The sequence below is a fragment of the Paraburkholderia sp. BL27I4N3 genome (assembly GCF_003386115.1).
GTDB lineage: Bacteria > Pseudomonadota > Gammaproteobacteria > Burkholderiales > Burkholderiaceae > Paraburkholderia.
In genome coordinates this window covers 303,761-326,978 of sequence record NZ_QREJ01000001.1, presented here as the reverse complement: position 1 = coordinate 326,978, position 23,218 = coordinate 303,761, and the positions used below count along the sequence as shown (strand labels likewise).

Here is a 23,218-nt window from a genome sequence, read left to right as displayed (position 1 = left end):
CCTGTAAGTCTGTCGAGGCAAGGCGCGTCGCGGCGGACTGCGTTGCGGCGCGCATGTGTTGCGATTCGGTGCTGCGGTTGGTTCGTGCGTCTCATGCGAGCACGTCATCATTGTCGTTCGGCGCACTGCGCCGACTCATACGTTAGCGAGTGAAAAACGTAATGGTATTGCAAAGTGCGTCAAGGCATTGTCTGAACCTGACATGACATTCGCTCATTGCGACGGCGTTTCCGTGAACCATGTTTCGACTCGTCCGTAGAGATCGAGAAAGCGCTCATAGCGTCCGGCAAGCGCCGCGTCGCCTTGCGGACCTGCAACGCGCGTCGCGCCCGGCGCGAGCGCGGCCAGATCGCGCGCGTGCCAATGCCCGCTTGCGAGGCCGCCGAGAATCGCCGCGCCACGCGGCGCCGCGTTCGGACAATCGACCGCGTGCAGTTCGACATTCAGCGCATCGGCGAGCAACTGGCGCCAGCGGGCGTCGACGGAGCCGCCGCCCGCCAGTTTCAACGCCGTCACCGTCGCGCCGCTCGCGCGAATCGCGTCGAGTCCGGCACGCAGCGAGAACGCGACGCCTTCGAACGCGGCGCGCATCATCGTGCCGCGCGTGTGATCGAGCGCGAGGCCGAGCCAGCCGCCGCGCGCCATCGGATTGAGCCAGGGCGTGCGTTCGCCTGTGAGGTACGGCAGGAACGTGAGGCCGGGCGCGGCCGCTGTGTTCGCACTGGATGTGGTGGTCGCGTTGGTCGCGTCACCGAACGCGTCCCGATACGCATCGGCCCATTCATACGACAGCCACCCGCGCGCGCGTTCGAGCGCGATGCCGACGTTCTGCATCGCCGCCATCCGATACCAGTGATCGCTCGCCGCGCGATAACGATGCAAGCCCCTGACCGCCGCGGGCGCGTGGTCGGCCAGCACCACGATCTGTCCGCCAGTGCCGGTGGTCAGCAATGCGTCGCCGTCGTGCGCCAGTCCGCTGCCGAGCGCGGCACAAGGCGTATCGGCCGCGCCGGTCGCGAGCACGATGCCGGCGCGCAACCCCAACGCCCGCGCAGCGCTCTCCGACAACACGCCACCGGCCGCATAGGACGGCGCCAGCGGTGCGAACCATTCGCGCGGAATCTCGAGCCGATCGAGCAGCGCCGCGTCCCACACGCCAGCGGGATCGGCGAGCGCGGTCGCGCAGGCGTCGGAGGGATCGGTCGCCACCGCGCCGCCCAGTGCGACGCGCAGCCAGTCTTTCGGTTGCAGCGCCCAGCGCGTGCGGCTCGCGGACTGCGGCTCGTGCAACACGATCCAGCGCAGCAGCGGACCGGCCATGCCCGGCGCAACCGGATTCGGCTGCGGCTCGGGCCACGCGTCGAGCAAGGCCAGCGCGCGCGTGTCGGGCCACAGCATGGCGGGCCGCACGGCCTCGCCCGCTGCGTCGACCAATACGACGCCGTGCATCTGTCCGGAAAAACCGATGGCTCGCACATCGCGGCGCAATCCGTCAGGCAAACGCGCGGCGGCTTCGCATAGCGCGCGCCACCATGTTTGCACCGATGTCTCCGCCCACCCCGCCTGCGGCGTTTCGATGGGGTAAGCGACGCTCGCCACCGCCTGCTCGCGACCGTTTTCGTCGACGATTGCTACTTTGAGGGAACCGGTGCCGAGGTCGATGCCGAGAAAACTCATGGGCGATTGAACGTCAAATTGAGGAGCGAAATAAGCACGCGAAAGCTGCCCGAAAAGCGCATTTTCCAGCTTCGGCGCAGCGCTTGAAAAGCATGCCCGACCGCACGCCGAAAATCGCGAATCGCGGGTTAACCCACCCGCGCCGCGAGCCACATCAAAACAGGACTATGCGGTGAGCCAGATACACCTCATTGATTCTCACACATATCGCGTCAATCCGGACTCGCGCGACGCACAGCCTCGCATCGCCACTGCAAGGGGCTGACCGCCGATGGACCAGGCCCGCGCATTTCTTTTGGCTTTCAAACGGCCCCTACCCATATCGTCACCGGGAATGCCGGAATAGGCCCCACTGGTCTTGTTGTGCTTTTTAGTCCCCGATACCTTGGAGTCATCCCAAAAACTCAGATGGTGGAGACAGACAATATGCAATCGAACACGGTTCACCCGTGCGACGAACGACTGCCCGCAGGCCAGTTGCTCACGCTCGGCATCCAGCACGTTCTGGTGATGTATGCCGGTGCGGTCGCAGTACCGCTGATCATCGGCGCGGCGCTCAAGTTGCCGAAAGACCAGATCGCGTTCCTGATCAGCGCCGATCTGTTTTCCTGCGGCATTGCCACGCTGATCCAGACGCTCGGTCTGTGGATTTTCGGCATCCGTCTGCCGGTCATCATGGGCTGCACGTTCGCGGCCGTCGGTCCGATGGTCGCGATCGGCACCAATCCCTCGCTCGGCATTCTCGACATCTTCGGCTCCACGATTGCGGCCGGTGTGGTCGGGATCCTGCTCGCGCCCGCGGTCGGCAAATTGCTGCGCTTCTTCCCGCCGGTCGTGATCGGCGTGGTGATTTCGGTGATCGGTTTGTCGCTGATGGAAGTCGGCATCAACTGGGCGGCCGGCGGTGTGGGCAATCCGGATTACGGCAATCCGATCTATCTCGGCCTCTCGCTGATCGTGCTGATGCTGATTCTGCTGATCAACAAATTCGCCAAGGGTTTCCTTGCCAATATCTCGGTGCTGCTCGGCATTGTCGCCGGCTTTGTGATCGCGCTGGCCATCGGCCGCGTCAACATGGAAGGCGTCACGCATGCGCCGTGGGTCGGCTTCGTCATGCCGTTCCACTTCGGCCTGCCGCACTTCGATCCGCTGTCGATCGCGACGATGGTCACCGTGATGTTCGTCACCTTCATCGAATCGACCGGCATGTTCCTCGCGGTCGGCGACATGGTGGATCGTCCGGTCGATCAGAAGACGCTGGTGCGCGGCTTGCGCGTCGACGGCCTGGGCACGCTGATCGGCGGTATCTTCAACTCGTTCCCGCATACCTCGTTCTCGCAGAACGTCGGCCTGATCGGCGTGACCGGCGTGAAGAGCCGCTTTGTCTGCGCGATGGGCGGCGTGATCCTGGTGCTGCTGGGCCTGTTCCCGAAGATGGCGCAAGTGGTCGCCTCGGTGCCGGCTTTCGTGCTCGGCGGCGCCGGCATCGTGATGTTCGGCATGGTCGCCGCGAACGGCATCAAGGTGCTGTCGAAGGTCGACTTCGTGAAGAATCACCACAACCTGTTCATCGTCGCGGTCAGTATCGGCCTGGGTCTCGTGCCGGTGGTGTCGCCGCACTTCTTCTCGAAGCTGCCCCCGGCGCTCTCGCCGCTGCTGCATAGCGGAATTCTGCTGGCTTCGGTGTCGGCGGTCGTGCTGAATCTGATCTTCAACGGCGTAAAGAGCGAGAAAAAGGCGCAGTGCGAAATTCGCAGCGCCGGGCATGATTTCGACGGACGCGGCGGCAATGAACCGCGCGGCGACGACATGCTGCGCGCGGCTGACGTGCACTGAACGGCACGCAACATTTGAGCGCTTGCGCGAATGAGGGACCGCGCAAGCGCTGCGGATAAAAAAACGCCACGGCATGCCGTGGCGTTTTTTTCATGGCGGGCTGCGCAAGGCGGTTTCTGCTGAAACTGAAACCGCTCTACGCGCCCGGGGGCAACGAGCAATTCTAACCCGCCGTGGCCCCAGAAGCCGCCACCGGCGCGCTCGCCGCACCGTAGTCGACCGGTGCATCGGCCGGACGCGGCTGCTCGCCGTTGTGTTCGATCCAGCCGCCGCCGAGCACCTGATACAACGTCACGAGGTTCTGCAGACGTTCCATGCGGGCGGTGACCAGCAACTGCTGCGACGAATACAGATCGGTCTGCGCGGTCAGCACCGTCAGATAGCTGTCGACACCATTCGTATAACGCAGGTTCGACAGATCCAGCCGGCGCTGTTCGGCAAAGGTATTGCGCTCCAGTGCCTGGATCTGCTGATCGTACGTGCCGCGCGCCGCCAGGGCGTCGGCCACATCGCGGAAGGCCGACTGGATCGCTTTTTCATACGTGGCGATCTGGACTTTCTTCTGGATATTGGCGAGATCGAGGTTGGCGAGATTCTGTCCGCCCTCGAAGATCGGCAACGTGATCGACGGTGCGAAGCTCCATGCCGCCGAACCCGGTTTGAACAGACCGCCGAGCGACGGGCTGAGCGTACCGAAGCTGCCGGTCAGCGAGACCTTCGGGAAGAACGCCGCGCGCGCCGCGCCGATGTTCGCATTGGCGGCCAGCAGATTCTCTTCGGCCTCCATGATGTCCGGACGACGCGTCAGCAGATCAGACGGCAGACCCGCCGGAATATCCGTGAGGAGATTCTGGTTGTCCAGCGTCATGCCCGGCGGCAGATCGTCCGGCAACGGCTCGCCGATCAACAGCACGAGCGCGTTATCCGCTTGCGCCCGCAGACGCAGCTGCTGCTGCAGGTTGGCCTGAGCCTGTTCGACCACGGTTTGCGATTGACGCAGATCCAGCTCCGAACCGGTGCCGTTGTCGAACTGCAGCTTGGCGATCCGATACGATTCCTGCGAGGTCTTCAGCGTGTTCTGCGTGACTTTCAACAGGTCGTCGAGCTCGAGCACGGTCATGTACTGGGTCGCCACCTGCGAGACCAGCGAGATTTCCGCCGCCTTGCGCGCCTGAGCCGTGGCCAGGTATTGCGCCAACGCCTGGTCCTTCAGGCTCTGAATCCGCCCGAAGAAGTCGATTTCCCACGACGCGTTCAAGCCGACCGAATAGGTGTTGGTAATCGTCTGCCCCGCGACCGACAGATCCTTCGGCGTGCGTTGCTTGCTTTGCGAAGCCGCGGCGTCGAGCGTGGGGAACAGCCCGGCGCGAACGATCCGGTATTGCGCCGCCGAGGCCTGCATGTTAAGCACCGACACGCGCAGGTCGCGGTTGTTCTTCAGCGCGATCTCGATCAACCGCTGCATGCGCGGATCGACGAAGAAATCACGCCAGCCGATATCCGCCGCGGCCACGCCGTTGGCGCTGCGCGCAGCATTCGTCGCGCCGGGCGGTTGCTTGCCCGCCTGGGTCGCGTCTGTCTGGCTCGCGCCCGGCTGGGTCGCGCCCGGTTGCGTGTCGTACACGCCGCCGGTCGGGAAGGTGCTCGTCGTGGGCGGAGCCGGACGCTCGTACTTCGGCGCCATCGTGCACCCCGCGGCGAACAGCGCGACCGCCACTGCAATCAGAGAGTGTTTTTGCATCTCAATGTCCGTCCTTGCCCGAGCCTTCATCCGTCGACCCGGCCGAAGCGCCGCCCTGGCCGTCATGCGGATGGTGCTGGTTGTAGTGTGCGAGCGCCTCGTCCGGGTCTTCCTTCTCACCGCCGAATTTCGCGCGGATCACGACGAAGAACATCGGGATCATGAAAATCGCGAGGAAGGTCGCCGTCAACATCCCGCCGATCACGCCGGTACCGATCGCGTGCTGGCTCGCTGAACCCGCGCCATTACTGATCGCGAGCGGCATCACGCCGAGAATGAACGCGAGCGAGGTCATCAGAATCGGGCGCAACCGCAGACGCGCTGCTTCCAGCGCGGCCTCGATCGGCCCCATGCCCTCACCCTGCTGTAGCTCGCGGGCGAATTCCACGATCAGAATCGCGTTCTTCGCCGACAGACCCACCGTGGTCAACAGACCCACCTGGAAGAACACGTCGTTCTCGAGTCCACGCAGCGTAGCGGCCAGCAGTGCGCCGATCACGCCGAGCGGCACCACCATGATCACCGAGAACGGAATCGACCAGCTTTCATACAGTGCCGCGAGACACAGGAACACGACGAGGATCGAGATGCCATACAGAATCGGCGCCTGCGAACCGGACTGGCGTTCCTGCAACGACAGGCCCGTCCACTCGTAGCCCACGCCGGCCGGCAGCTTCGCCACGAGCGCTTCCATGGCTGTCATGGCCTGACCGGTCGACTTGCCCGGTGCCGCCGCGCCCTGGATTTCCACCGCGGAAATACCGTTGTAGCGCTCCAGCTTCGGCGAACCGTAGGTCCACGTGCCGCTCGCGAACGACGAGAACGGCACCATGCCACCCGCCGAGTTACGCACGTACCAGGCGTTCAGGTCTTCCGGCGTCATGCGGAACGGCGCATCGCCTTGCAGATACACCTTCTTGATCCGGCCGTCGGTGTCGAGGAAGTTGTTCACGTACTGCGACGCCCACGCGATCGAGAACGTCTGGTCGATCGCGGACAGCGACACGCCGAGGGCCGAAGCCTTCTCGTGGTCGATATCCACCTTGAACTGCGGCGTGTCGTTCAGGCCGTTCGGACGCACCTGAGCCAGCGTCGGATCTTTCGCCGCCATGCCCAGCAACATATTGCGTGCTTCCATCAACTTTGCGTGACCGACGCCGGCGCGATCCTGCAATTCGAAGTCGAAGCCCGCGGCCGTACCGAGTTCAGGAATCGACGGCGGATTCACCGGATACACCAGCGCGTTCTTGTAGCTGCCGAAGTGCATGAAGAGACGGCCCACCAGCGCCTGCACCTTCTGATCGCTGTGCTGACGTTGCGAGTAATCCTTCATCCGCACGAACACGAGACCCGCATTCTGGCCGCGACCGGCGAAGCTGAAGCCGTTCACGGTAAAGGTCGATTCGACGATGCTCTTCTCGGTGTTGAGCAGATAGTCGGACACGTCCTTCAACGCGCGCGCCGTGGTTTCCTGCGTCGAGCCCGACGGCGTTTGCACCAGCACGAACATCGTGCCCTGGTCTTCGTCAGGCAGGAACGACTTGGGCAACTTCACGAACAGCAGGCCGACCGCGAAAATCACCACCATATAGATGATCAGCCAACGGCCCGAGCGCTTGATCACGTGGTGCACGCCCGAGTGATACTTGTCGCGGCTCCTGTTGAAGGTGCGGTTGAACCAGCCGAAGAAACCGGTGGTTTTTTCCTGATGCCCCGGTTCAACCGGCTTGAGAATCGTCGCGCACAATGCCGGCGTCAGAATCAACGCGACCAGCACGGACAGCACCATGGCCGCCACGATCGTCAGCGAGAACTGCCGGTAAATTGCGCCGACCGAACCACCCGAGAACGCCACCGGCACGAACACCGCCGAGAGCACGAGCGCCACGCCGACCAGCGCGCCGGTAATCTGATCCATCGCCTTGCGGGTTGCGTCACGAGGCGATAAACCCTCCTCCTGCATCACCCGCTCGACGTTTTCCACCACCACGATCGCATCGTCCACCAGCAAGCCGATCGCCAGCACGAGCCCGAACATGGACAGCGTGTTGATCGAGAAGCCCACCAGACCCATGATCGCGAACGTGCCCAGCAGCACCACCGGCACCGCGATCGTCGGGATCAGCGTGGCGCGCAGGTTCTGCAGGAACAGGTACATGACCAGGAACACCAGCACGATACCTTCGAGCAGCGTCTTGACCACTTCTTCGATCGACAGACGCACGAACGGCGTGGTGTCGTACGGGTACTGCACCACCAGACCGTGCGGGAAGTACTTCGACAGTTCGGCGACCTTCGCGCGCACCGCCTTCGCGGTAGCCAGCGCATTCGCGCCGGTAGCGAGCTGAATACCGAAGCCCGCCGTCGGCTGGCCGTTGTACTTGGTGTCGAAGTTGTAGTTTTCGCCGCCGAGCTCGATACGCGCCACGTCCTTGATGCGAACGCGCGAGCCGTCCTGGTTCACCTTCAGCAGTACGTTGCCGAACTGTTCAGGCGTATTGAGCAGCGTGGCTTCCGTGATGGTGGCCTGCAACACCTGACCCGGCACGGAAGGCGTGCCGCCGAGCGAACCACCCGCGACCTGCACGTTCTGCGCTTGCAACGCGGTTTCCACATCCACCGGCGTGAGGCCGAAGTTGGTCAGCTTGTTCGCGTCCAGCCAGATCCGCATGGCGTACTGCGAACCGAACAGCGTCACCGTGCCCACGCCGTCGATACGGCTCACCGGATCCTGAATGTTCGACGCGACGTAGTTCGCCAGGTCGTACTTGTTCATGCTGCCGTCTTCGGACACGAACGCCATCACCAGCAAGAAGCTGCTGCTCGACTTCGTGACCTTGGTGCCCAACTGCTGCACGGCTTGCGGCAACAGCGGCGTGGCGAGCTGCAGCTTGTTCTGCACCTGCACCTGCGCGATGTCAGGATTGGTGCCGGCCGCGAACGTCAGCGTGATGGTTGCCGTACCCGAGTCGTCCGAGGTGGACGACAGATACAGCAAGTGGTCGAGACCACTCATCTGCTGCTCGATCACCTGCGTGACAGTGTTTTCCACCGTCTTCGCCGATGCGCCCGGGTACGTTGCGCTGATCTGCACGGCCGGCGGCGCGATGGTCGGGTACTGCGCGATCGGCAATGTGAAGACCGACGCGATACCCGCGAGCATCAGAATAATGGCGATCACCCATGCAAAAATCGGGCGATCAATGAAGAACTTTGCCATGAGGCGGGCTCCCTGTTATTACGCGCCCGATGCAGCGGAGGCAGGTTGTGCCGTCTGCGCAGCACCGCTGGCGGCCGGCGCGCTTTGAGCAGCAGCGCCGGAAGCGGGTGTGGCGGGAAGTTGCGCGGCGACGGTCTTGACCTGCATGCCGGGTTTCGCCTTGTCGGTGCCCTGCACGATCACGCGGTCGCCCGGCTTCAGGCCGCTTTCGACCACCCAGTTCGAACCGTACGTGCCCGAGGTGACCAGCTGACGCAACACCACCTTGTTGTCGTTACCGACGACCAGCGCGGTCGGCTGGCCCTTCTGGTCGTGCGTGATGCCGACTTGCGGCACCACGAGCGCGCTTTCGTTGACGCCTTCTTCGATGCGCGCGCGCACGAACATGCCTGGCAGCAGCACCTTGTCGGTGTTCTTGAAGATCGCGCGCACGGTGACCGAACCGGTGCCCTGGTCGACCGTCACGTCGGTGAACTGCAGCTTGCCCTTCTCCGAATAGGTGCGGCCGTCTTCGAGAATCAGCGACACCTTGGCGGCGTCCGGCCCGGTCGTCTTCAGACGTCCTTCCTGCATGTCGCGGCGCAGCTTCAGCCCGTCGAGGCTCGATTGCGTCAGGTCCACATAGACCGGATCCAGTGTCTGCACGGTGGCCATCAAGGTGGCGGCGCTGGCCTGCACGTAGGCGCCCGGCGTGACCTGCGAAATGCCGACCTGGCCGCTCACCGGCGAAACCACGTCCGTGTAGCCGAGGTTGATCTGCGCTGTATCCACTGCCGCCTTGCCCGCGGCGACGTCAGCCACTGCCTGCCCTTGCGAGGCGACGGCGTTGTCGTAGTCCTGCTTGCTGACCGCATTGGCCGCCACCAGCACCTTGTAACGGTTCGCTTGCGCAGTGACCGACACGAGGTTGGCCTGCGCCTTCGCCAGGCTCGCCTTGGCGTTATTCAGCGTGGCGATGTACGGCGCCGGATCGATCTTGTACAGACGTTGTCCCGCTTTGACCTGACTGCCTTCTGTGAACTCGCGGCGCAGCACGATGCCGTCGACCCGCGCGCGCACTTGCGCCACGAGGAAGGCACTGGTGCGGCCGGGCAATTCGGTGACGACGGGCACGGCCGTCGGCTGAACAGTGACGACACCGACTTCCGGCGTTTGTTGCGGCGGGGCAGATTGTTTTGGTCCGCACGCTGCCAGCAATACGGCAGCCGTCGCGGCACTGATTAAGCGGAATGGAACCCGTTCGACGCGCATGGAGCGACCTCTGTCAAAGACTGAGAATGAAAAAGTGCGCGCATCCCTACCCCGGGGACGACAGCGCACACATGCGTCTTGCGACGCTTGACCGGACACCCGCGGACGCACACCGAACCTGCAGGGCACCCTGAGTGAAATGCGCCATACCGGGGAAATGCCGCGCGGCGCCGCCCGTCCGGGCACGGCGCGAAGAGCGTTTTGAAAGGCAACAGTGACGGATATTAACGTTTCGTCACGGCTTGGGCTATCCGATCGTGGGATGCTATTATATATACATTCACGAATGCATGTAAAAGTGCGTTTATATCTCTTGCTGGCTGGGGGCTTGCAAGATCGCTTCGCAATTCGGTCAACGGTAGACGGATTGTCATCGGGCGTACTTAAAAACGCCCGGGAAAACCCCACAATCAGGGCAGGTCATTCCAACATGGTCAGAAGAACCAAAGAAGAGGCGCAGGAGACGCGCAACAGTATTCTCGACGCGGCTGAACGGGTCTTCTTCGAGAAAGGCGTATCGCGCACGTCGCTTGCCGACATCGCGCAGGCCGCCGGTGTCACACGCGGTGCCATCTACTGGCACTTCGCACATAAGAGCGATCTGTTTACGGAAATGTTCGACCGCGTGCTGCTGCCGCTGGACGAACTCAAGGCTGCTTCGCAAGATCCCAACGAGCCCGATCCGCTTGGCCGTCTGATGGAAATCTGCACAGTCTGTCTGCGCGACACCGCCAACGACCCGCGTCGCCGGCGCGTGTTCGACATCCTGTTTCTGAAATGCGAGCTGGTCGAGGAAATGGGTCCGGTGATGGTCCGCTATCAGACCAACATGCGCGAAGGACTTCAGAAAATCCAGGGCGGTCTGCGCAATGCCATCTCCAAAGGGCAACTGCCCGCGGATCTGGACACGAAGCTGGCGGCGGCGATGGTGCACGCGTTCGTCAGCGGTTCGCTGCGCGACATGCTGTTTTTGCCCGACGCCACGGATTTCGGCGCCCATGCCGTGCAAATGGTCGAAGGCATGTTCGACGCACTGAAGCTGAGCCCGGCGCTGCGCAATGGGCATGCGCAGCGGAGCGGCGGCGGTTAGGCGATCGCCTGGCGGAAGCGGCGGACGAAAAAGGGCCGACGGGTGAGCAACCCGCCGCCTTTGTTTTCATGCACAGCATGCGTGATGCCGCATTCGCCGCTTTGTTCTACCCGCCCGAACCGTAGCACCGCTTCTATATAGCAGTGTTGGACGCGACCATCGTCCGCGATCTCTACGCCGCGGTCCGCGTGGCCCTTGCCTTCTGATTCGACGCATAGATATTGTCCCGCTCCAAAGGCGTCCCGCTCCGCACCGCCGCGATCCACTCGTCCGTGCTCGCCACCGCCGCGAAACGCGACTGCAGCACCACGCTGAACACCCGGTGGATGTCCTGCGCGCTGGCGAAACCCGCACTGTTCTGATACGGCACGGAACCCGTCGCGTCGTGCAGGAATTCGACGGTCAGCCCCGAGTGAACCGCGTGATTGATGGTCGACGCGTCGCAGTTGTGCGTCATGTAGCCGGCAACCGTCAGCGTGTCGATCTGGCGCGCGGCGAGCCAGTCGGCCAGGTCGGTGCCGGTAAAAGCGCTCGGCAGCGACTTTTCGACGTAGTGATCGCGAGCCCGCTCGCCCACCACCGGATGCAGCTCCGCGCCGCTGCTGCCACGCGCGAATAGCGGCGAGCTGGCCGGCGCGAAGTTTTGCACGACCACCACCGGCACGCCGGCGGCCCGCGCCGCATCCATCGCGCGGCCGATATGGGCGAGCGAGCTTTGCACGTCCGGATATTCGATCGGCAGATCGCCGGTCACGTATTCGTTCTGCACATCGATAACGATCAGCGCACGGCGCGGTGTGGTCATGGCAAGACTCCTCGGTCGGTAAATGGGCGGCGCGGGCGGGTCCAGTCTGGACTCGGAGCGAGCTGCGGGGATGACTGCATTGTTCCCTCACGGCGAATTTCCCGACAGCGACCCGAATGACAAGATTCGCTAGAATCGGGCCATTGTCGGAATTCACGAGATGACTGATGGCCACGCCCGCTTCCACTTCCGTTTCCTCTGGCACGACGCGCGGCGAACCGCTCCGCCACATCGTCGTGGTGGTCGCGTTCGATCGCATCAGTCCGTTCCATCTTTCGGTGCCGTGCGTGGTGTTTGGCGAAGACCGCAGCGGCGGCGGCGTGCCGGAGTTCGACTTCCGCGTCTGCGCCGCCGAAACGGGCGCGCTGACCACCACCGCCGGCTTTTCGATCGCCGTCACGCATGGACTGGAAGCGCTCGCCGACGCCGACACGATCATCGTGCCGAGCTGGCGCGACCCAGCCGAAACGCCGCCCACAGCGCTGCTCGGCGCACTACGCGCCGCCCACGCGCGCGGCGCGCAACTGGTCGGGCTTTGCCTGGGCGCATTCGTGCTGGCAGCCGCCGGCATCCTCGACGACCGTCCGGCGTCGACGCACTGGGCGTGGGCCGACGACTTCGCGCGCCGCTACCCGCGCGTGCGCCTCGATCCGAACGTGCTCTATGTCGACGACGGCAACGTGCTGACCTCGGCCGGCACGGCAGCGGGCCTCGACTGCTGTTTGCATGTGATGCGCAAACTGTGCGGCACCGCAGTGGCCAATCACGTCGCGCGCCGGCTGGTGGTGCCCCCGCATCGGCAAGGCGGCCAGGCGCAATACGTTCAGCAGCCGATGCCGCCGAATGTGCGCGGCGACCGGCTGTCGGATCTGCTCGATTGGGTGAGCGGCAATCTGACGTTGCCGCATACGCTCGACACGCTGGCCGGGCGCGCGCTGATGAGCCGCCGCACCTTCACGCGACGCTTCCGGCTCGCCACGGGCACGACTGTCGGCGCGTGGCTGCTGGCGCAGCGGCTGGCTCGCGCGCAGCAATTGCTCGAGAGCACCGACGAGTCGGTGGAAGCGATCGCGGGAATCGCGGGCTTCGGTTCGGCCGCTTCGTTGCGGCAACATTTCGCGGAGGCGTTTCGCACGTCGCCGTCGGCATGGCGAAGGGAGTTTCGTGGCGTGTGAGTGTGCATGCGCGAGCGCCAGCGCGGCGCTGCTCGGCTGACGACGTTTCGTAGCAGGCCACCGGAATTTCGTAGTCGCATGGACACGACAGCGGCGCTACCCGCCGCGCTTGCGCCGCCGCTACGACAGGCACCTGGCAGAATCAATGCTCGCTGATCCAGCGCGCGACATACAACAGCAGCGCGACCAGAAAGATCATCGCGGCCCAAGCCCAGTTCGGGACCGCGTGAGGACTCGGCTCGTGATGCGGAACCCCGTGCGACACACCATGCGCGGCTCCGTGCGACGCGCTGGCCGCGCGCCCGGGCAGCGCATTGCCGTGATCCGACCTTACTCGCCGCGCCATGCTGCCGAGCGTGATCGGCCGCAGAAACACATGCTGGCGGCGCACCGCCGAACCCCGGGCGCGATTAGGACCTTGCCCGTGCTTCGCGCGCACGACAGCATCGAACTCCGTAAAAAAGTCGTCGGCCAGTTGATGCAGCGCGTTTTCGAGTTGCCGCGTCGGCAGTTCCGCGAGCGGGCCCGACGAGGTGGCCCAGATGGTGTAATCGATCCGCGTGCTGCGCTCCCTGTCGGCGGCGTGCGCGCTTTCGTCCGCGCGCAAGCGCACTTCGATCTGGCCGCGCAACGCGCCGATGCCCTCGGCCCGCGCTTTGAAATTGATGGTGCGACGCTGCGCATCCGCCGGACCGGAATCCTGGCCGGCCACGTGGGCACGCGCCTGGTAGCGTGCGCGCAGCGGACCGAGCGGCACGGTCATGATCAGCTCGTATTCGCCGTGCGCGAGGCGGGTGAACGACTCGCAATTGTCGAGGCTGGCGCGCAGCAGCGCGAGATCCTGCAACGCTTCCCAGACGTCGGACGGCGCAAGTGGAATCCGTAACGCGTCGTTCAGTTCCATGCCAGCCTCCCCGATGAACGCGCGACAGCGGGATCAGGACGTCTGATCGATGCGGTCGACGCGCGATGCGTAAAACGCGAGATACCCTTTGATCTTCATCGCCGATTCGAGCGGCGTTTCGTAACTCCACACGGCGTTCTCGATCAGGCCGTCTTCCGTGCGCAGATGGAAATACGACGCGTCGCCCTTGAACGGACAGTGCGTGGTGTGCGTCGAGCGCTCGAGCCGGGCCATGTTCACGTCCGAGCGCGGGAAATAGAACACGTCCGCCAGACCGGTTTCCGACAATGTCAGTCCCGCCTGCGTATCGGCCATGGTGACGCCGCCGTGGATCATCCGCACCCGGTGGCTGTTGCCGGTGATCACGATGGTGTGCGCGCCTGCGCTCGCGTCGGGGCTACCGTGAGATGTCAAGGCATCGCTCATGTCTCGGCTCCGTGATGATGTGCGGTCGTGCAAACAGTAAAGCCACGGGGGGTGCCCGTGGCTTCATTATCGGCCAAAGTCCGGCCGATTGCGCAACCTTCCTGCACGCAGTGCGGCGCTAACCACACCACCGCCCGTAACGGCGCCGGGCTTACTGCGTGTCTTACTGCGTGTTCCAGTAGAACGCGGCCTTCGCAGTGCCCTTGGCCGGGATCGTCACCGATTTGGACTGGTCGCGGTCCTTGTATTGAGCGTGCACCGTGTAGCGCCCCGGGCGCACTTTCACCAGCATATACGGCCCGCGCGACGTGGTGCTCAGCACCTCGCCGTTGTGCGCGTCGACCAGACGCACATGAACGTCGGCGAGAAAGTCGGAACCCGGGCCCGTAAAGCGCAGCGACAGCGGCCACTGGCTTTGCGCCTGTTGCAATGCCTTCGATTCGTCGAGACCGACGCCGCCCGACACGAACGAGACGTCGCCTTGCTGCTGGATTTGCGGCAGGCCGCCGCCATTGGCGTTGCCCGCGCTGGTTTGATCGGTGGTCGTGCCGCCGGTCGTATCGCTTGCCTGCTGTGCGTATGCGCCACCCGCCAGACCGAGCGTGAGCGCTGCGGCGACCGCGGCGGCTACGATCCTTCGCTGATTGCGTTGGGTTTTCATCGGTTCGCTCCTTGTTGAAGTCCTATGCCTGCTTCTCCGGTTTCCCGCGATGGGCCCGGATCAAAGCAGACGCAACCTGCGTGCCAAGCCGTGGGCTGAGTCATATGGAGACCGCCATATGCCACGCCGGGCGGCGCACGGCGCCCTTCTTCAATGCAAAGGTCCAATAAAAATTGCCGGTCCGCCGGCATTAAATGCAACGGACCGACAAGCATTACTTCAACTCGCGGTGAGATCAGCCGCAGCGTCGGTCAAACTTCCAACCGGACGAGCGGCTATGCCGTTCGCCTCTCGCGCATCAGCCGAGATCCACCGGCACGAAGATCTGCGAGTTGTCGCGCTGGATCAGCAACGCGATGCTGTTGCCGGCGCCGGCGATGATCTGTTTCAGTTGATCGACGCTCGAAATGGGCCGGCCGTTGACCGCCAGAATCACGTCGCCCGGCTGAATGCCGGCGCTTTCCGCCGCGCCGCCCGATTGCTGCACCAGCAGACCGTGCGAAACCGACGCGCCGCTCTTCTCTTCCGGCGTCAGCGGCCGCACCGCCACACCGAGCCGGCCTTGCAACTGCGTCGGCTGATCGGCCTTGCCCGAAGCGACCTTCGCATCCGACAACGAGCCGATGGTTACCTTGAGGTCTTTGGTGGCCTTGTCGCGCCAGACCTGCACGGTTGCAGAACTGCCCGGCGCCAGACCTGCGACCTGCGCCGGCAGATCGGACGAGTCGCTGACCGGTTCGCCGTTCACCGACAGGATCACGTCGCCCGGCTGCAAGCCGCCCTTGGCCGCCGGGCCGCCCGGATCGACCGAGCTGACCAGCGCGCCCTGCGGCTTCTGCATGCCGAACGAGTTGGCGAGCGTCTGGTCCATGCCCTGCACCGCCACGCCGAGACGGCCGCGGCTCACGTGGCCGGTCTTGACGATGTCGTCCTTGACCTTGATCGCCTCATTGATCGGGATGGCGAACGAAAGGCCCTGGAAGCCGCCCGTCTGCGAATAGATCATCGAGTTGATACCGATCACTTCGCCTTGCAGATTGAACAGCGGTCCGCCCGAGTTGCCTGGGTTCACCGGCACGTCGGTCTGAATGAACGGCGTGTAGTTTTCGTTAGGCAGCGAGCGCGACTTCGCGCTGATGATGCCCGAGGTCACCGTGTTGTCGAAACCGTAAGGCGAGCCGATCGCGACGACCCACTGGCCGACCTTGCTCTGGCGCGGATCGCCGATCTTCACGGTCGGCAGATTGCTCGCGTCGATCTTCAGCACGGCGACGTCGGACTGCTTGTCGGCGCCGACCACCTTGGCCTTGAACTCGCGCTTGTCGGTCAGCTTCACTGTGACGACGTTCGCGCCGTCCACCACGTGCGCGTTAGTCAGGATATAGCCGTCATTGCTGACGATGAATCCCGAGCCCAGGCTCGCGCTCGGCTGATCGGTCGCATCGCCGCCGTCGCCGCCGCCTTGCATGCCCGGCATGCCGCCGAAGAAATGCTTATAGAACTGGTAGAACGGGTCACTCGGATCGATCGGCAACTGATTGCCGTTGCCATTGCCGGGATTGCCGCGCAGCGCCGTCTGCTTGACGACGTGCTTCGCGCTGATGTTCACCACGGCCGGACCGTAGGTTTCGACGAGGCCCGAGAAGTCGGGAATGCCGGTTTTAGCGGCGGCTTCTGCGGGCATCATCGCGGCTTGCGCCGGCGAGATCACCTGCGGCGCGGGCACGTCGCGATGCCCCGCTACATAGCCGGCGGAAAGCGCTACGGCGACGGCGATTGCAACGGCGCTGCGGGACAAGGTTTTCGCGTTCATCGTGTACTCCTGACTGGGAGAAAGAGACTTTGGATGTCTCGAAGCGTACGTGGCATCGCTTAAAAGAGTCTTAAGCAGCGACAGATCGCTTCCAGCCAGCTATTTAGGCCTGTTTAAGCCCTCTTTAAGTCTCTTTACGAACAGAAAGCCTTGCCTTCAAAATCGCACGCTCACCTGCAAGCCGCCCGCCGGCGACTCGTCGAGCGATACGGCGGCATGATGCTGCACGGCGATGCGGCGCACGATCGCCAGACCCAGACCGGTGCCCGCCACGTCCGTACGGACGCGATTCGCGCCGGCGCCCGCGCGATAAAAACGATCGAACACGCGATCGCGTTCGGCCGGCTCGATCCCCGGCCCGCTGTCGGCGATCCGCACGACCGGGTGTCCCTCTTCGACATGCAGGCTGACGTCCACACGTCCGCCGCGTGGCGTGTACTTGGTTGCGTTATCCACGAGATTGTTGAACATCACGCGCAACGCGTCGGCATCGCCGATCACGGTGGCGGATTCGGTCGCCTCGATGCCGAGATCGACGCCGCGATCGAGCGCAAGCGGCGCGTAAGCCACCACGCACTCTTGCAGCAGCGCGCGCAGATCGACCGCGTCGGTGGCGGCAAGGCCGTCCGGTTCAGAACGCGCCAGCGCCAATAGCTGTTCCGCAAGACGCGTGGCGCGTGTCACGCCGGCTTGCAGATCGGCGAGCGCTTCGCTGCGGCCGCTATCGTCCTTCGCGCGCGCCACCAGTTGCGCCTGAATCTGCACGGCGGCGAGCGGCGTGCGCAGTTCGTGCGCGGCGTCGGCGACGAATGCTTTCTGAGTATCGAGCGCGGTGGCGAGCCGTGCGAGCAGACCGTTCAGCGCGCGCACCAGCGGCTGCACTTCGAGCGGCAAGCGCTGATCCGGCAAAGGATCGAGCGCTTCGGGATGACGCGCGTCGAGCGCGCTGGTCACGCGCCGCAATGGCCTGAGTCCGCGACCGATAACCACCCACACCGCGAGCCCCAGCAACGGTAGCAGCACGATCAACGGCCACAGCGTACGCAACGCGACATTCGCAGCGAGCCGGTTGCGCACGGAAATCGGCTGCGCCAGTTGCACCACGTTATCGCCGACGATCGCGCCATACACGCGCCACTCGCCGCGATCCGTGTGCTCGGTCGAAAACCCGAGTTCGGCGCGCGGCGCGAGCGGCGCACGCGGACGCGAGTAGTACATCAGCACGCCGTTGCGATTCCAGATCTGCAGCACGATGCCCTCGTCGCCGGTGTCGCGCGAACCGAGCACTTGGGAGAACGGTTCCGACGGCAGCGCGGCGGCGATCTGCTCCAGTTGGTAATCGAAAAGTTCGTTGGCTTCGGCCAGCGCTTGCCGGTAAATCAGCCAACCCGCAATGCCGACGCCGAGCAGCACCAGCGCCAGCAGCCAGACCAGCAATTGACGGCGAATCGAACGCATCGGCTCAGGCGTCCTTCGCGATCATGTAGCCCAGACCGCGCACGTTGCGGATCAGCTCCGCACCGAGCTTCTTGCGCAGCGCGTGAATGTAGACCTCGACCGTGTTGCTGCCGATCTCCTCGCCCCAGCCGTACATTTTTTCTTCGAGCTGGCTCTTCGAGAGCACGGCGCCGGGACGCGCAAGCAGCGCCTCGAGCAGCGCGAATTCTCGCGCCGACAACGCGACCGGCGCGCCGTCGAGCGTGACCTGATGAGAGGCGGGATCGAGCGTCAGGTTGCCGTGGCGAATGGTCGAATCGCTGCGTCCGGACTGACGCCGGATCAATGCGCGCATGCGGGCGCCGAGTTCGTCGAGATCGAAAGGTTTGACGAGGTAATCGTCGGCGCCGGCGTCGAGGCCTTTGACACGATCCGCCACGGCGTCGCGCGCGGTGACGATCAGCACCGGCAGCGCGTGACCGCGCGAGCGCAGCGTGCGCAAGACGTCGAGGCCGTCGCGTTTGGGCAGGCCCAGGTCGAGCAGCACGAGATCGTAAGGCTGGCTGCCCGCCGCGCTGAGCGCCGCTTCGCCGTCTTCCACCCAGTCGACCGCAAAGCCTTCGCCGCGCAGCGCCTTGCGCACGCCTTCAGCAATCATCCGGTCGTCTTCGACTAGCAAGATGCGCATGGTTATCCGTTCCGAATCGTTCGATGATGCCGCATTCTAGCGCCCGCTCCCTGCATGCGCGCCGCGTGGCGCATTTTCCACCGCAGCCTGGCGGCAACTCTCTACAATGGGCGCTTTGCTTCGCGCGGCCGGCGTTTTGCGTCCGCGCGCCAACGCGATCCATCGGCGCCGCCGGGATTGCCGCGTGCCCCACGCCCTGACATTTTGCTTTTTCGCCCGTCCATGACGCACGCTTTTCTGGTTTCTCTTGCACGCCGCATCAAGTATGTTCGTCATGTCGCGCTGCGTACGCGATCCGCTTCTGTTTCCGCCGCTCCAGGCACATTCACTGAGCCGTTCGATGGCGTGGCTCGCGCAGCTTCGGCCATAACAACCGCTTCCACCATACATCTGCCGCGCCGGTTCGCGCCGCGCGCCGTGACATGGCTCGTCGCCTGCGCCGCGCTCGGCTGCGGCGCATCGCTGCCGCTAGTCGCGCAGGCTCGCGTCAAGGCCACGCGTCCGAGCGTCAACGTCACCACGGTCTTGCCGCAGTCGGTGATGCTGGGCTTGCAGCGCGCGCACGTGCCCTTGTCGTCGATCAGCGTGGTCGTGGAGAAAGTCGGCGATCGCACGCCGATCCTCGCACTGAACGCCGGCAAGCCGATGATGCCCGCCTCGACGATGAAACTCGTCACCACCTACTCGGGCCTGTCGATACTCGGCCCGGACTACCGCTGGCGCACCAGCGCCTACGCGGACGGCACCATCGACGCGAACGGCGTGCTGCACGGCAATCTCTACATTCAGGGCACGGGCGACCCGAAGCTCGTGCCGGAAGAACTGATCGATCTCGTGCAGAAGATCCATAAGGCGGGCATCACCGGCATAGACGGCGCACTGGTGCTCGACAAGCGCTACTTCGATCCGTCCACACGCGACCTTCCGCCGTTCGATGACGACGCCACCGCGCCGTACAACGTCGGCCCCGATCCGCTGCTGTATGCATTCAAATCGCTGTCGTTCACGCTGACGCCGTCGCCCGACGGCAGCGTCGCGATCGACGTGCTGCCCGCGCTCGCGCAGTTGCAGATCGACAACCAGATGCACGCGGTGAACGGCCCGTGCCGCGGCGACGCGGCCTCGGTGTCGCCCACTGTCACGCCGCAACCGAACGGCACCGTCGTGGCCTCGTTCAGCGGCGACTATTCGATGCGCTGCGGCCCGCGCACAATCAATGTCGCGGTACTCGACCACTCGGCTTTTTTTGCGGGCGGTTTTCTCGCGCTCTGGCAGCAAACCGGCGGCACGTTCAGCGGCGCGACGCACGAAGGCGCGGTGCCCGTCGGCGCCAAACTGGTGGCGACGCATCAGGGGCCGGTGCTGTCCGACATCGTTCGCGACATCAACAAGTTCAGCAACAACACGATGGCGCGCAACCTGTTCCTGACGATCGGCGCCGCCGAGGAAAAAGGGCCCGCGACGACCGCCAAATCGGCGCGCGCAATCCAGGCGTTTCTGCGCCGCGATAGCGTGGACATGGAATATCTGACGCTGGATAACGGCTCGGGCCTCTCGCGCGAAGAGCATGTCACCGCGCTCTCACTCGCTGATCTATTGCAGCGAGCCAACGCGAGTCCGGTCGCGCAGGTCTTCGTGGAGTCGCTGCCGATCGCGGGCGTCGACGGCACCATGCGCAACCGCTTGACCAACCAGGGCGCGGGCGGCAATGCGCACATCAAGACGGGCACCTTGCGCGACGTTCGGGCAATCGCGGGCTATGTGGCCTCGGCGGACGGTAACAGTTACGTGGTGGTCAGCCTGATCAACGATCCGCATTCGGAAGCCGCGCGCGCCGCGCACGACGCGCTGCTCGAATGGGTGTATCAAGGACCGTCGCAGGGCTTCACCAAGGTGTCCGATCCGGTCGTTGAACCACGCAGCATCAAGCCCAGGAAAAACCCGCACGCGCGTGGCGCTCACTGAGTGTTCCTTCTAGCGAAGCCGCGCGCGGCAACGTGCTCAAGCGTGTACGCTGTCGGGCAGTGTTTGAGGCGCGCGTAATACGCTGGACGTGGCGCCGGGGCTGTGCATCGATTACGGTCCCGCTCGAACAAAAACGACAACATCCGCTGCGCACAGCGCGGCGGCCAGGGACCACGGAGGAAGACACAATGCAATTCGATGCCGAATTGCTGCTGCTCGCCATGGCGCCGGTCTTTCTCGCATGCATCGGCTGGGAGGCGTGGCACCTGCGGCGCACGCAACCGGGCGCGCAACTCTATAGCTGGCGCGACACGCTCTGCAATGCCGCGCTCGCTCTGATGCAGCAAGCCGCCGACAAGCTCGCGTGGCTCGCCATCATTCCGGTCTACGCGTTCTTCTACGATCACTACCGCATCTACACGTGGCAGGCGGGCTGGGTCTCGTTTGGCGTGCTGTTCATCGCGCAGGATCTGCTCTACTACGTGTTCCACCGCTGCAGTCATCGCGTGCGCTGGCTGTGGGCCGCGCATGTCGTGCATCACTCGTCGGAGCGCATGAATTTTTCGACCGCGTTCCGTCAGAGCCTGATGTATCCGGTCGCGGGCATGTGGCTGTTCTGGACGCCGCTCGCCGTGCTCGGCTTTCCGCCGAAGCAGATCGTCGCGATCGTGCTGATCAATCTCGGCTTTCAGTTTTTCGTGCATACGCAGGCCATCGGCAAACTCGGCTGGCTCGAAAACGTGTTCAATACGCCGTCGATTCATCGCGTGCATCACGCGCGCAACGACCGCTATATCGACCGCAACTATGCCGGCGTGCTGGTGATCTGGGATCGCCTGTTCGGCAGCTACGTCGAGGAAGATTTGCGCGATGCGCCGGTGTACGGCATCGTCGAGCCGCTTCACACCTACAACCCGTTGAAGGCGACGTTTCACGAATGGGCGTCGATGACCGCCGACTTCGCGAGCGTGCGCGGTTGGCGCAACAAACTGCGTGCGCTGTTTGCGCCGCCCGCGTGGGCGGCGGATTATCATGCGCGGCGCGCCGCCGGTTCATCGGGAGCGCGCATGAATTCAGTCGAATATTCGGGCGAGGCTACGCGCGCGAAGCAAGACCATACGGCCGCATTTCAAACACCACGCAGGCCGTAGAAGATTCTGTAAGCTGTCGTCACGCCGCCTAAGCGGTGGGCGCTGCCTGCAACACATGGCATAAGGGCCACACATACGAGGAGATGTCGTCAACATGAAGCAAACAGCATCGCGGAAACAACATTGGCTGCGTGTCACGCAGATCGCCATGGCCAGCACGGCCTTCGCTCTGCTCGCGGCTTGCGGCGGGGGTAGCGACAATAACAATAACGCCAGCAGCACGCCTGCGGGCGGAGTCAAATTGCAGGTCGTGTCGTTCGGCGACAGCTTGTCGGATGTCGGCACGTACTCGCCGGTCATTCAGGGGAGCTTCGGCGGCGGCCGCTTCACGACGAACCCGGGTGAAGTGTGGACCCAGAAGGTCGCTGAGTATTACGGCGACACGTTGACGCCGGCCTACCTCGGCGGCTTCGGCCAGCCGTTGGTCGCAACGGGTGGCCTGGGCTATGCACAAGGGGGCTCGGACGTCGTCAATGCTCAAGGCCAGGGTTGGGCGCCTAACAACATGGCCGCGACGACCGTGCCGGTCGTGACGCAGGTGGCCAACTACCTGGGCGCGCATGCGAGCTTCAATCCGAACCAACTCGTGCTGATCAACGGCGGCGCGAACGACATCTTCCAGTTCGCGGGGACCACCGCCAATCTGACGGCGCTGGGCGCCGCGCTACAGACGCAATATCCGCTGCTCGTGCAAGCCGGCACACTGCCGAACTCGCAAGCGGGCCAAGTGGCGTTCATCGTCGGCTACCTGCAGAAGTTGCCCAATCCGCAGATCGCGCAGGCCGCCACGCAGCTCGCTGCGCAAGTCCAGAAAATCGTCGGCTCGGGCGCGACTCACGTGGTGGTGTCGACAGTGCCGGACATCGGCAACACACCGCTCGGCGTCGCCGCCAACGCAAGCACGCCTGGCACGGCTGCACTGCTGTCCGGCATTACCGCGGCGTATAACTATCTGCTGGTGCAGAACCTGACGGCTCTCGGCCTGGTGGGTACGGGCAAGGTCATCGTGGCCGACGCGTTCACGTGGATCGATCAGCAACTGCCGAACTACCAGGCGCTGGGCTTCACGGTGTCCAACACCGGCACGGCGTGTAACCTGACGTCGATGCAGGCCAACGCAACCGCATACGCCACCGCCAATCCGAGCGCGACGAACGGGCTGACGCCGGCTCAGTACGGCGCCCAGTTCGGCTCGTCGCTGTTCTGCTCGCCGCAGACGTATACGGTGGCTGGCGCTGACCAGACCTATATGTTCGCGGATACGGTGCACCCGAGCACGCACCTGCACGCGTTGTTCGCGCAGTACGTGCAGCAGCAGATCGCTGCGACGGGGTTGGGGAAGTAATCAGGCGAGACGTTGCAGGCAAAACGGCGGATC

At 64.2% G+C, this 23,218-nt stretch carries 17 protein-coding genes; 6 read left to right on the top strand and 11 right to left on the bottom strand.

Annotated features, from left to right (window positions below):
- Positions 1-213: 213 nt before the first annotated feature.
- The gene (locus B0G71_RS01490) at positions 214-1,677 is read right to left on the bottom strand and encodes a xylulokinase (protein WP_116139274.1); all 1,464 of its coding nucleotides are present in this window, start codon (positions 1,675-1,677) and stop codon (positions 214-216) included.
- 426 nt (positions 1,678-2,103) lie between these two features.
- Here B0G71_RS01490 and B0G71_RS01480 point away from each other — a divergent pair, with 426 nt between their 5' ends.
- Positions 2,104-3,513: a nucleobase:cation symporter-2 family protein gene (locus B0G71_RS01480; RefSeq protein ID WP_106311363.1), complete on the top strand. Its 1,410-nt coding sequence runs from the start codon at positions 2,104-2,106 to the stop codon at positions 3,511-3,513.
- A gap of 163 nt (positions 3,514-3,676) precedes the next feature.
- On the opposite strand, the gene B0G71_RS01475 is transcribed toward B0G71_RS01480, so the two are convergent.
- The 3 genes from B0G71_RS01475 to B0G71_RS01465 are packed head-to-tail and all read right to left on the bottom strand — an operon-like array spanning position 3,677 to position 9,725.
- The gene (locus B0G71_RS01475; protein ID WP_116139272.1) at positions 3,677-5,254 is read right to left on the bottom strand and encodes an efflux transporter outer membrane subunit; all 1,578 of its coding nucleotides are present in this window, start codon (positions 5,252-5,254) and stop codon (positions 3,677-3,679) included.
- A 1-nt stretch (position 5,255) separates the two neighbouring features.
- Positions 5,256-8,474, bottom strand: a complete 3,219-nt coding sequence (locus B0G71_RS01470) for an efflux RND transporter permease subunit (RefSeq protein ID WP_116118212.1) — start codon at positions 8,472-8,474, stop codon at positions 5,256-5,258.
- An 18-nt stretch (positions 8,475-8,492) separates the two neighbouring features.
- Complete coding sequence (locus B0G71_RS01465; protein ID WP_116139270.1) at positions 8,493-9,725, bottom strand: efflux RND transporter periplasmic adaptor subunit; 1,233 nt, start codon at positions 9,723-9,725, stop codon at positions 8,493-8,495.
- 430 nt (positions 9,726-10,155) lie between these two features.
- On the opposite strand from B0G71_RS01465, the gene B0G71_RS01460 reads away from it, so the two are divergent.
- On the top strand, positions 10,156-10,815 hold the full coding sequence (locus B0G71_RS01460) for a TetR family transcriptional regulator (RefSeq protein WP_106284097.1): 660 nt from the start codon (positions 10,156-10,158) through the stop codon (positions 10,813-10,815).
- 172 nt (positions 10,816-10,987) lie between these two features.
- Here B0G71_RS01460 and B0G71_RS01455 read toward each other — a convergent pair whose 3' ends face one another.
- The gene (locus tag B0G71_RS01455; RefSeq protein ID WP_116139268.1) at positions 10,988-11,620 is read right to left on the bottom strand and encodes a cysteine hydrolase family protein; all 633 of its coding nucleotides are present in this window, start codon (positions 11,618-11,620) and stop codon (positions 10,988-10,990) included.
- Between the two features lie 167 nt (positions 11,621-11,787).
- Here B0G71_RS01455 and B0G71_RS01450 point away from each other — a divergent pair, with 167 nt between their 5' ends.
- Positions 11,788-12,795, top strand: a complete 1,008-nt coding sequence (locus B0G71_RS01450) for a helix-turn-helix domain-containing protein (protein WP_116139267.1) — start codon at positions 11,788-11,790, stop codon at positions 12,793-12,795.
- 142 nt (positions 12,796-12,937) lie between these two features.
- Here the strand turns inward: B0G71_RS01450 and B0G71_RS01445 are convergent, their stop codons facing one another.
- The 6 genes from B0G71_RS01445 to B0G71_RS01420 all read right to left on the bottom strand — a co-directional run bounded on the left by B0G71_RS01445 (position 12,938) and on the right by B0G71_RS01420 (position 18,724).
- Positions 12,938-13,699 (bottom strand): CoxG family protein, encoded by a 762-nt coding sequence (locus B0G71_RS01445; protein WP_106284094.1) that lies wholly within the window; start codon positions 13,697-13,699, stop codon positions 12,938-12,940.
- A gap of 33 nt (positions 13,700-13,732) precedes the next feature.
- On the bottom strand, positions 13,733-14,125 hold the full coding sequence (locus tag B0G71_RS01440) for a DUF427 domain-containing protein (protein ID WP_106284093.1): 393 nt from the start codon (positions 14,123-14,125) through the stop codon (positions 13,733-13,735).
- 163 nt (positions 14,126-14,288) lie between these two features.
- A complete protein-coding gene (locus tag B0G71_RS01435) occupies positions 14,289-14,786 on the bottom strand; it encodes a carboxypeptidase-like regulatory domain-containing protein (RefSeq protein ID WP_106284092.1) in 498 nt (165 codons plus the stop codon).
- A gap of 298 nt (positions 14,787-15,084) precedes the next feature.
- The gene (locus B0G71_RS01430) at positions 15,085-16,599 is read right to left on the bottom strand and encodes a DegQ family serine endoprotease (protein WP_116139260.1); all 1,515 of its coding nucleotides are present in this window, start codon (positions 16,597-16,599) and stop codon (positions 15,085-15,087) included.
- Positions 16,600-16,755: 156 nt separating this feature from the next.
- Positions 16,756-18,057, bottom strand: a complete 1,302-nt coding sequence (locus tag B0G71_RS01425; protein ID WP_116139258.1) for an ATP-binding protein — start codon at positions 18,055-18,057, stop codon at positions 16,756-16,758.
- Positions 18,058-18,061: 4 nt separating this feature from the next.
- Positions 18,062-18,724, bottom strand: coding sequence for a response regulator (locus tag B0G71_RS01420; protein WP_116139256.1), 663 nt, complete (start codon positions 18,722-18,724; stop codon positions 18,062-18,064).
- Between the two features lie 222 nt (positions 18,725-18,946).
- Here B0G71_RS01420 and dacB point away from each other — a divergent pair, with 222 nt between their 5' ends.
- The 3 genes from dacB (at position 18,947) to B0G71_RS01405 (ending at position 23,185) form a co-directional block, all read left to right on the top strand.
- A complete protein-coding gene (dacB, locus tag B0G71_RS01415) occupies positions 18,947-20,689 on the top strand; it encodes a D-alanyl-D-alanine carboxypeptidase/D-alanyl-D-alanine-endopeptidase (protein ID WP_116148259.1) in 1,743 nt (580 codons plus the stop codon).
- A 188-nt stretch (positions 20,690-20,877) separates the two neighbouring features.
- Positions 20,878-21,840 carry a sterol desaturase family protein gene (locus tag B0G71_RS01410; protein WP_116139254.1) on the top strand — a complete coding sequence of 321 codons (963 nt, stop codon included), beginning with the start codon at positions 20,878-20,880 and terminating at the stop codon, positions 21,838-21,840.
- 94 nt (positions 21,841-21,934) lie between these two features.
- Positions 21,935-23,185, top strand: coding sequence for an SGNH/GDSL hydrolase family protein (locus B0G71_RS01405; RefSeq protein WP_116139252.1), 1,251 nt, complete (start codon positions 21,935-21,937; stop codon positions 23,183-23,185).
- The last annotated feature ends 33 nt before the right edge of the window (positions 23,186-23,218 follow it).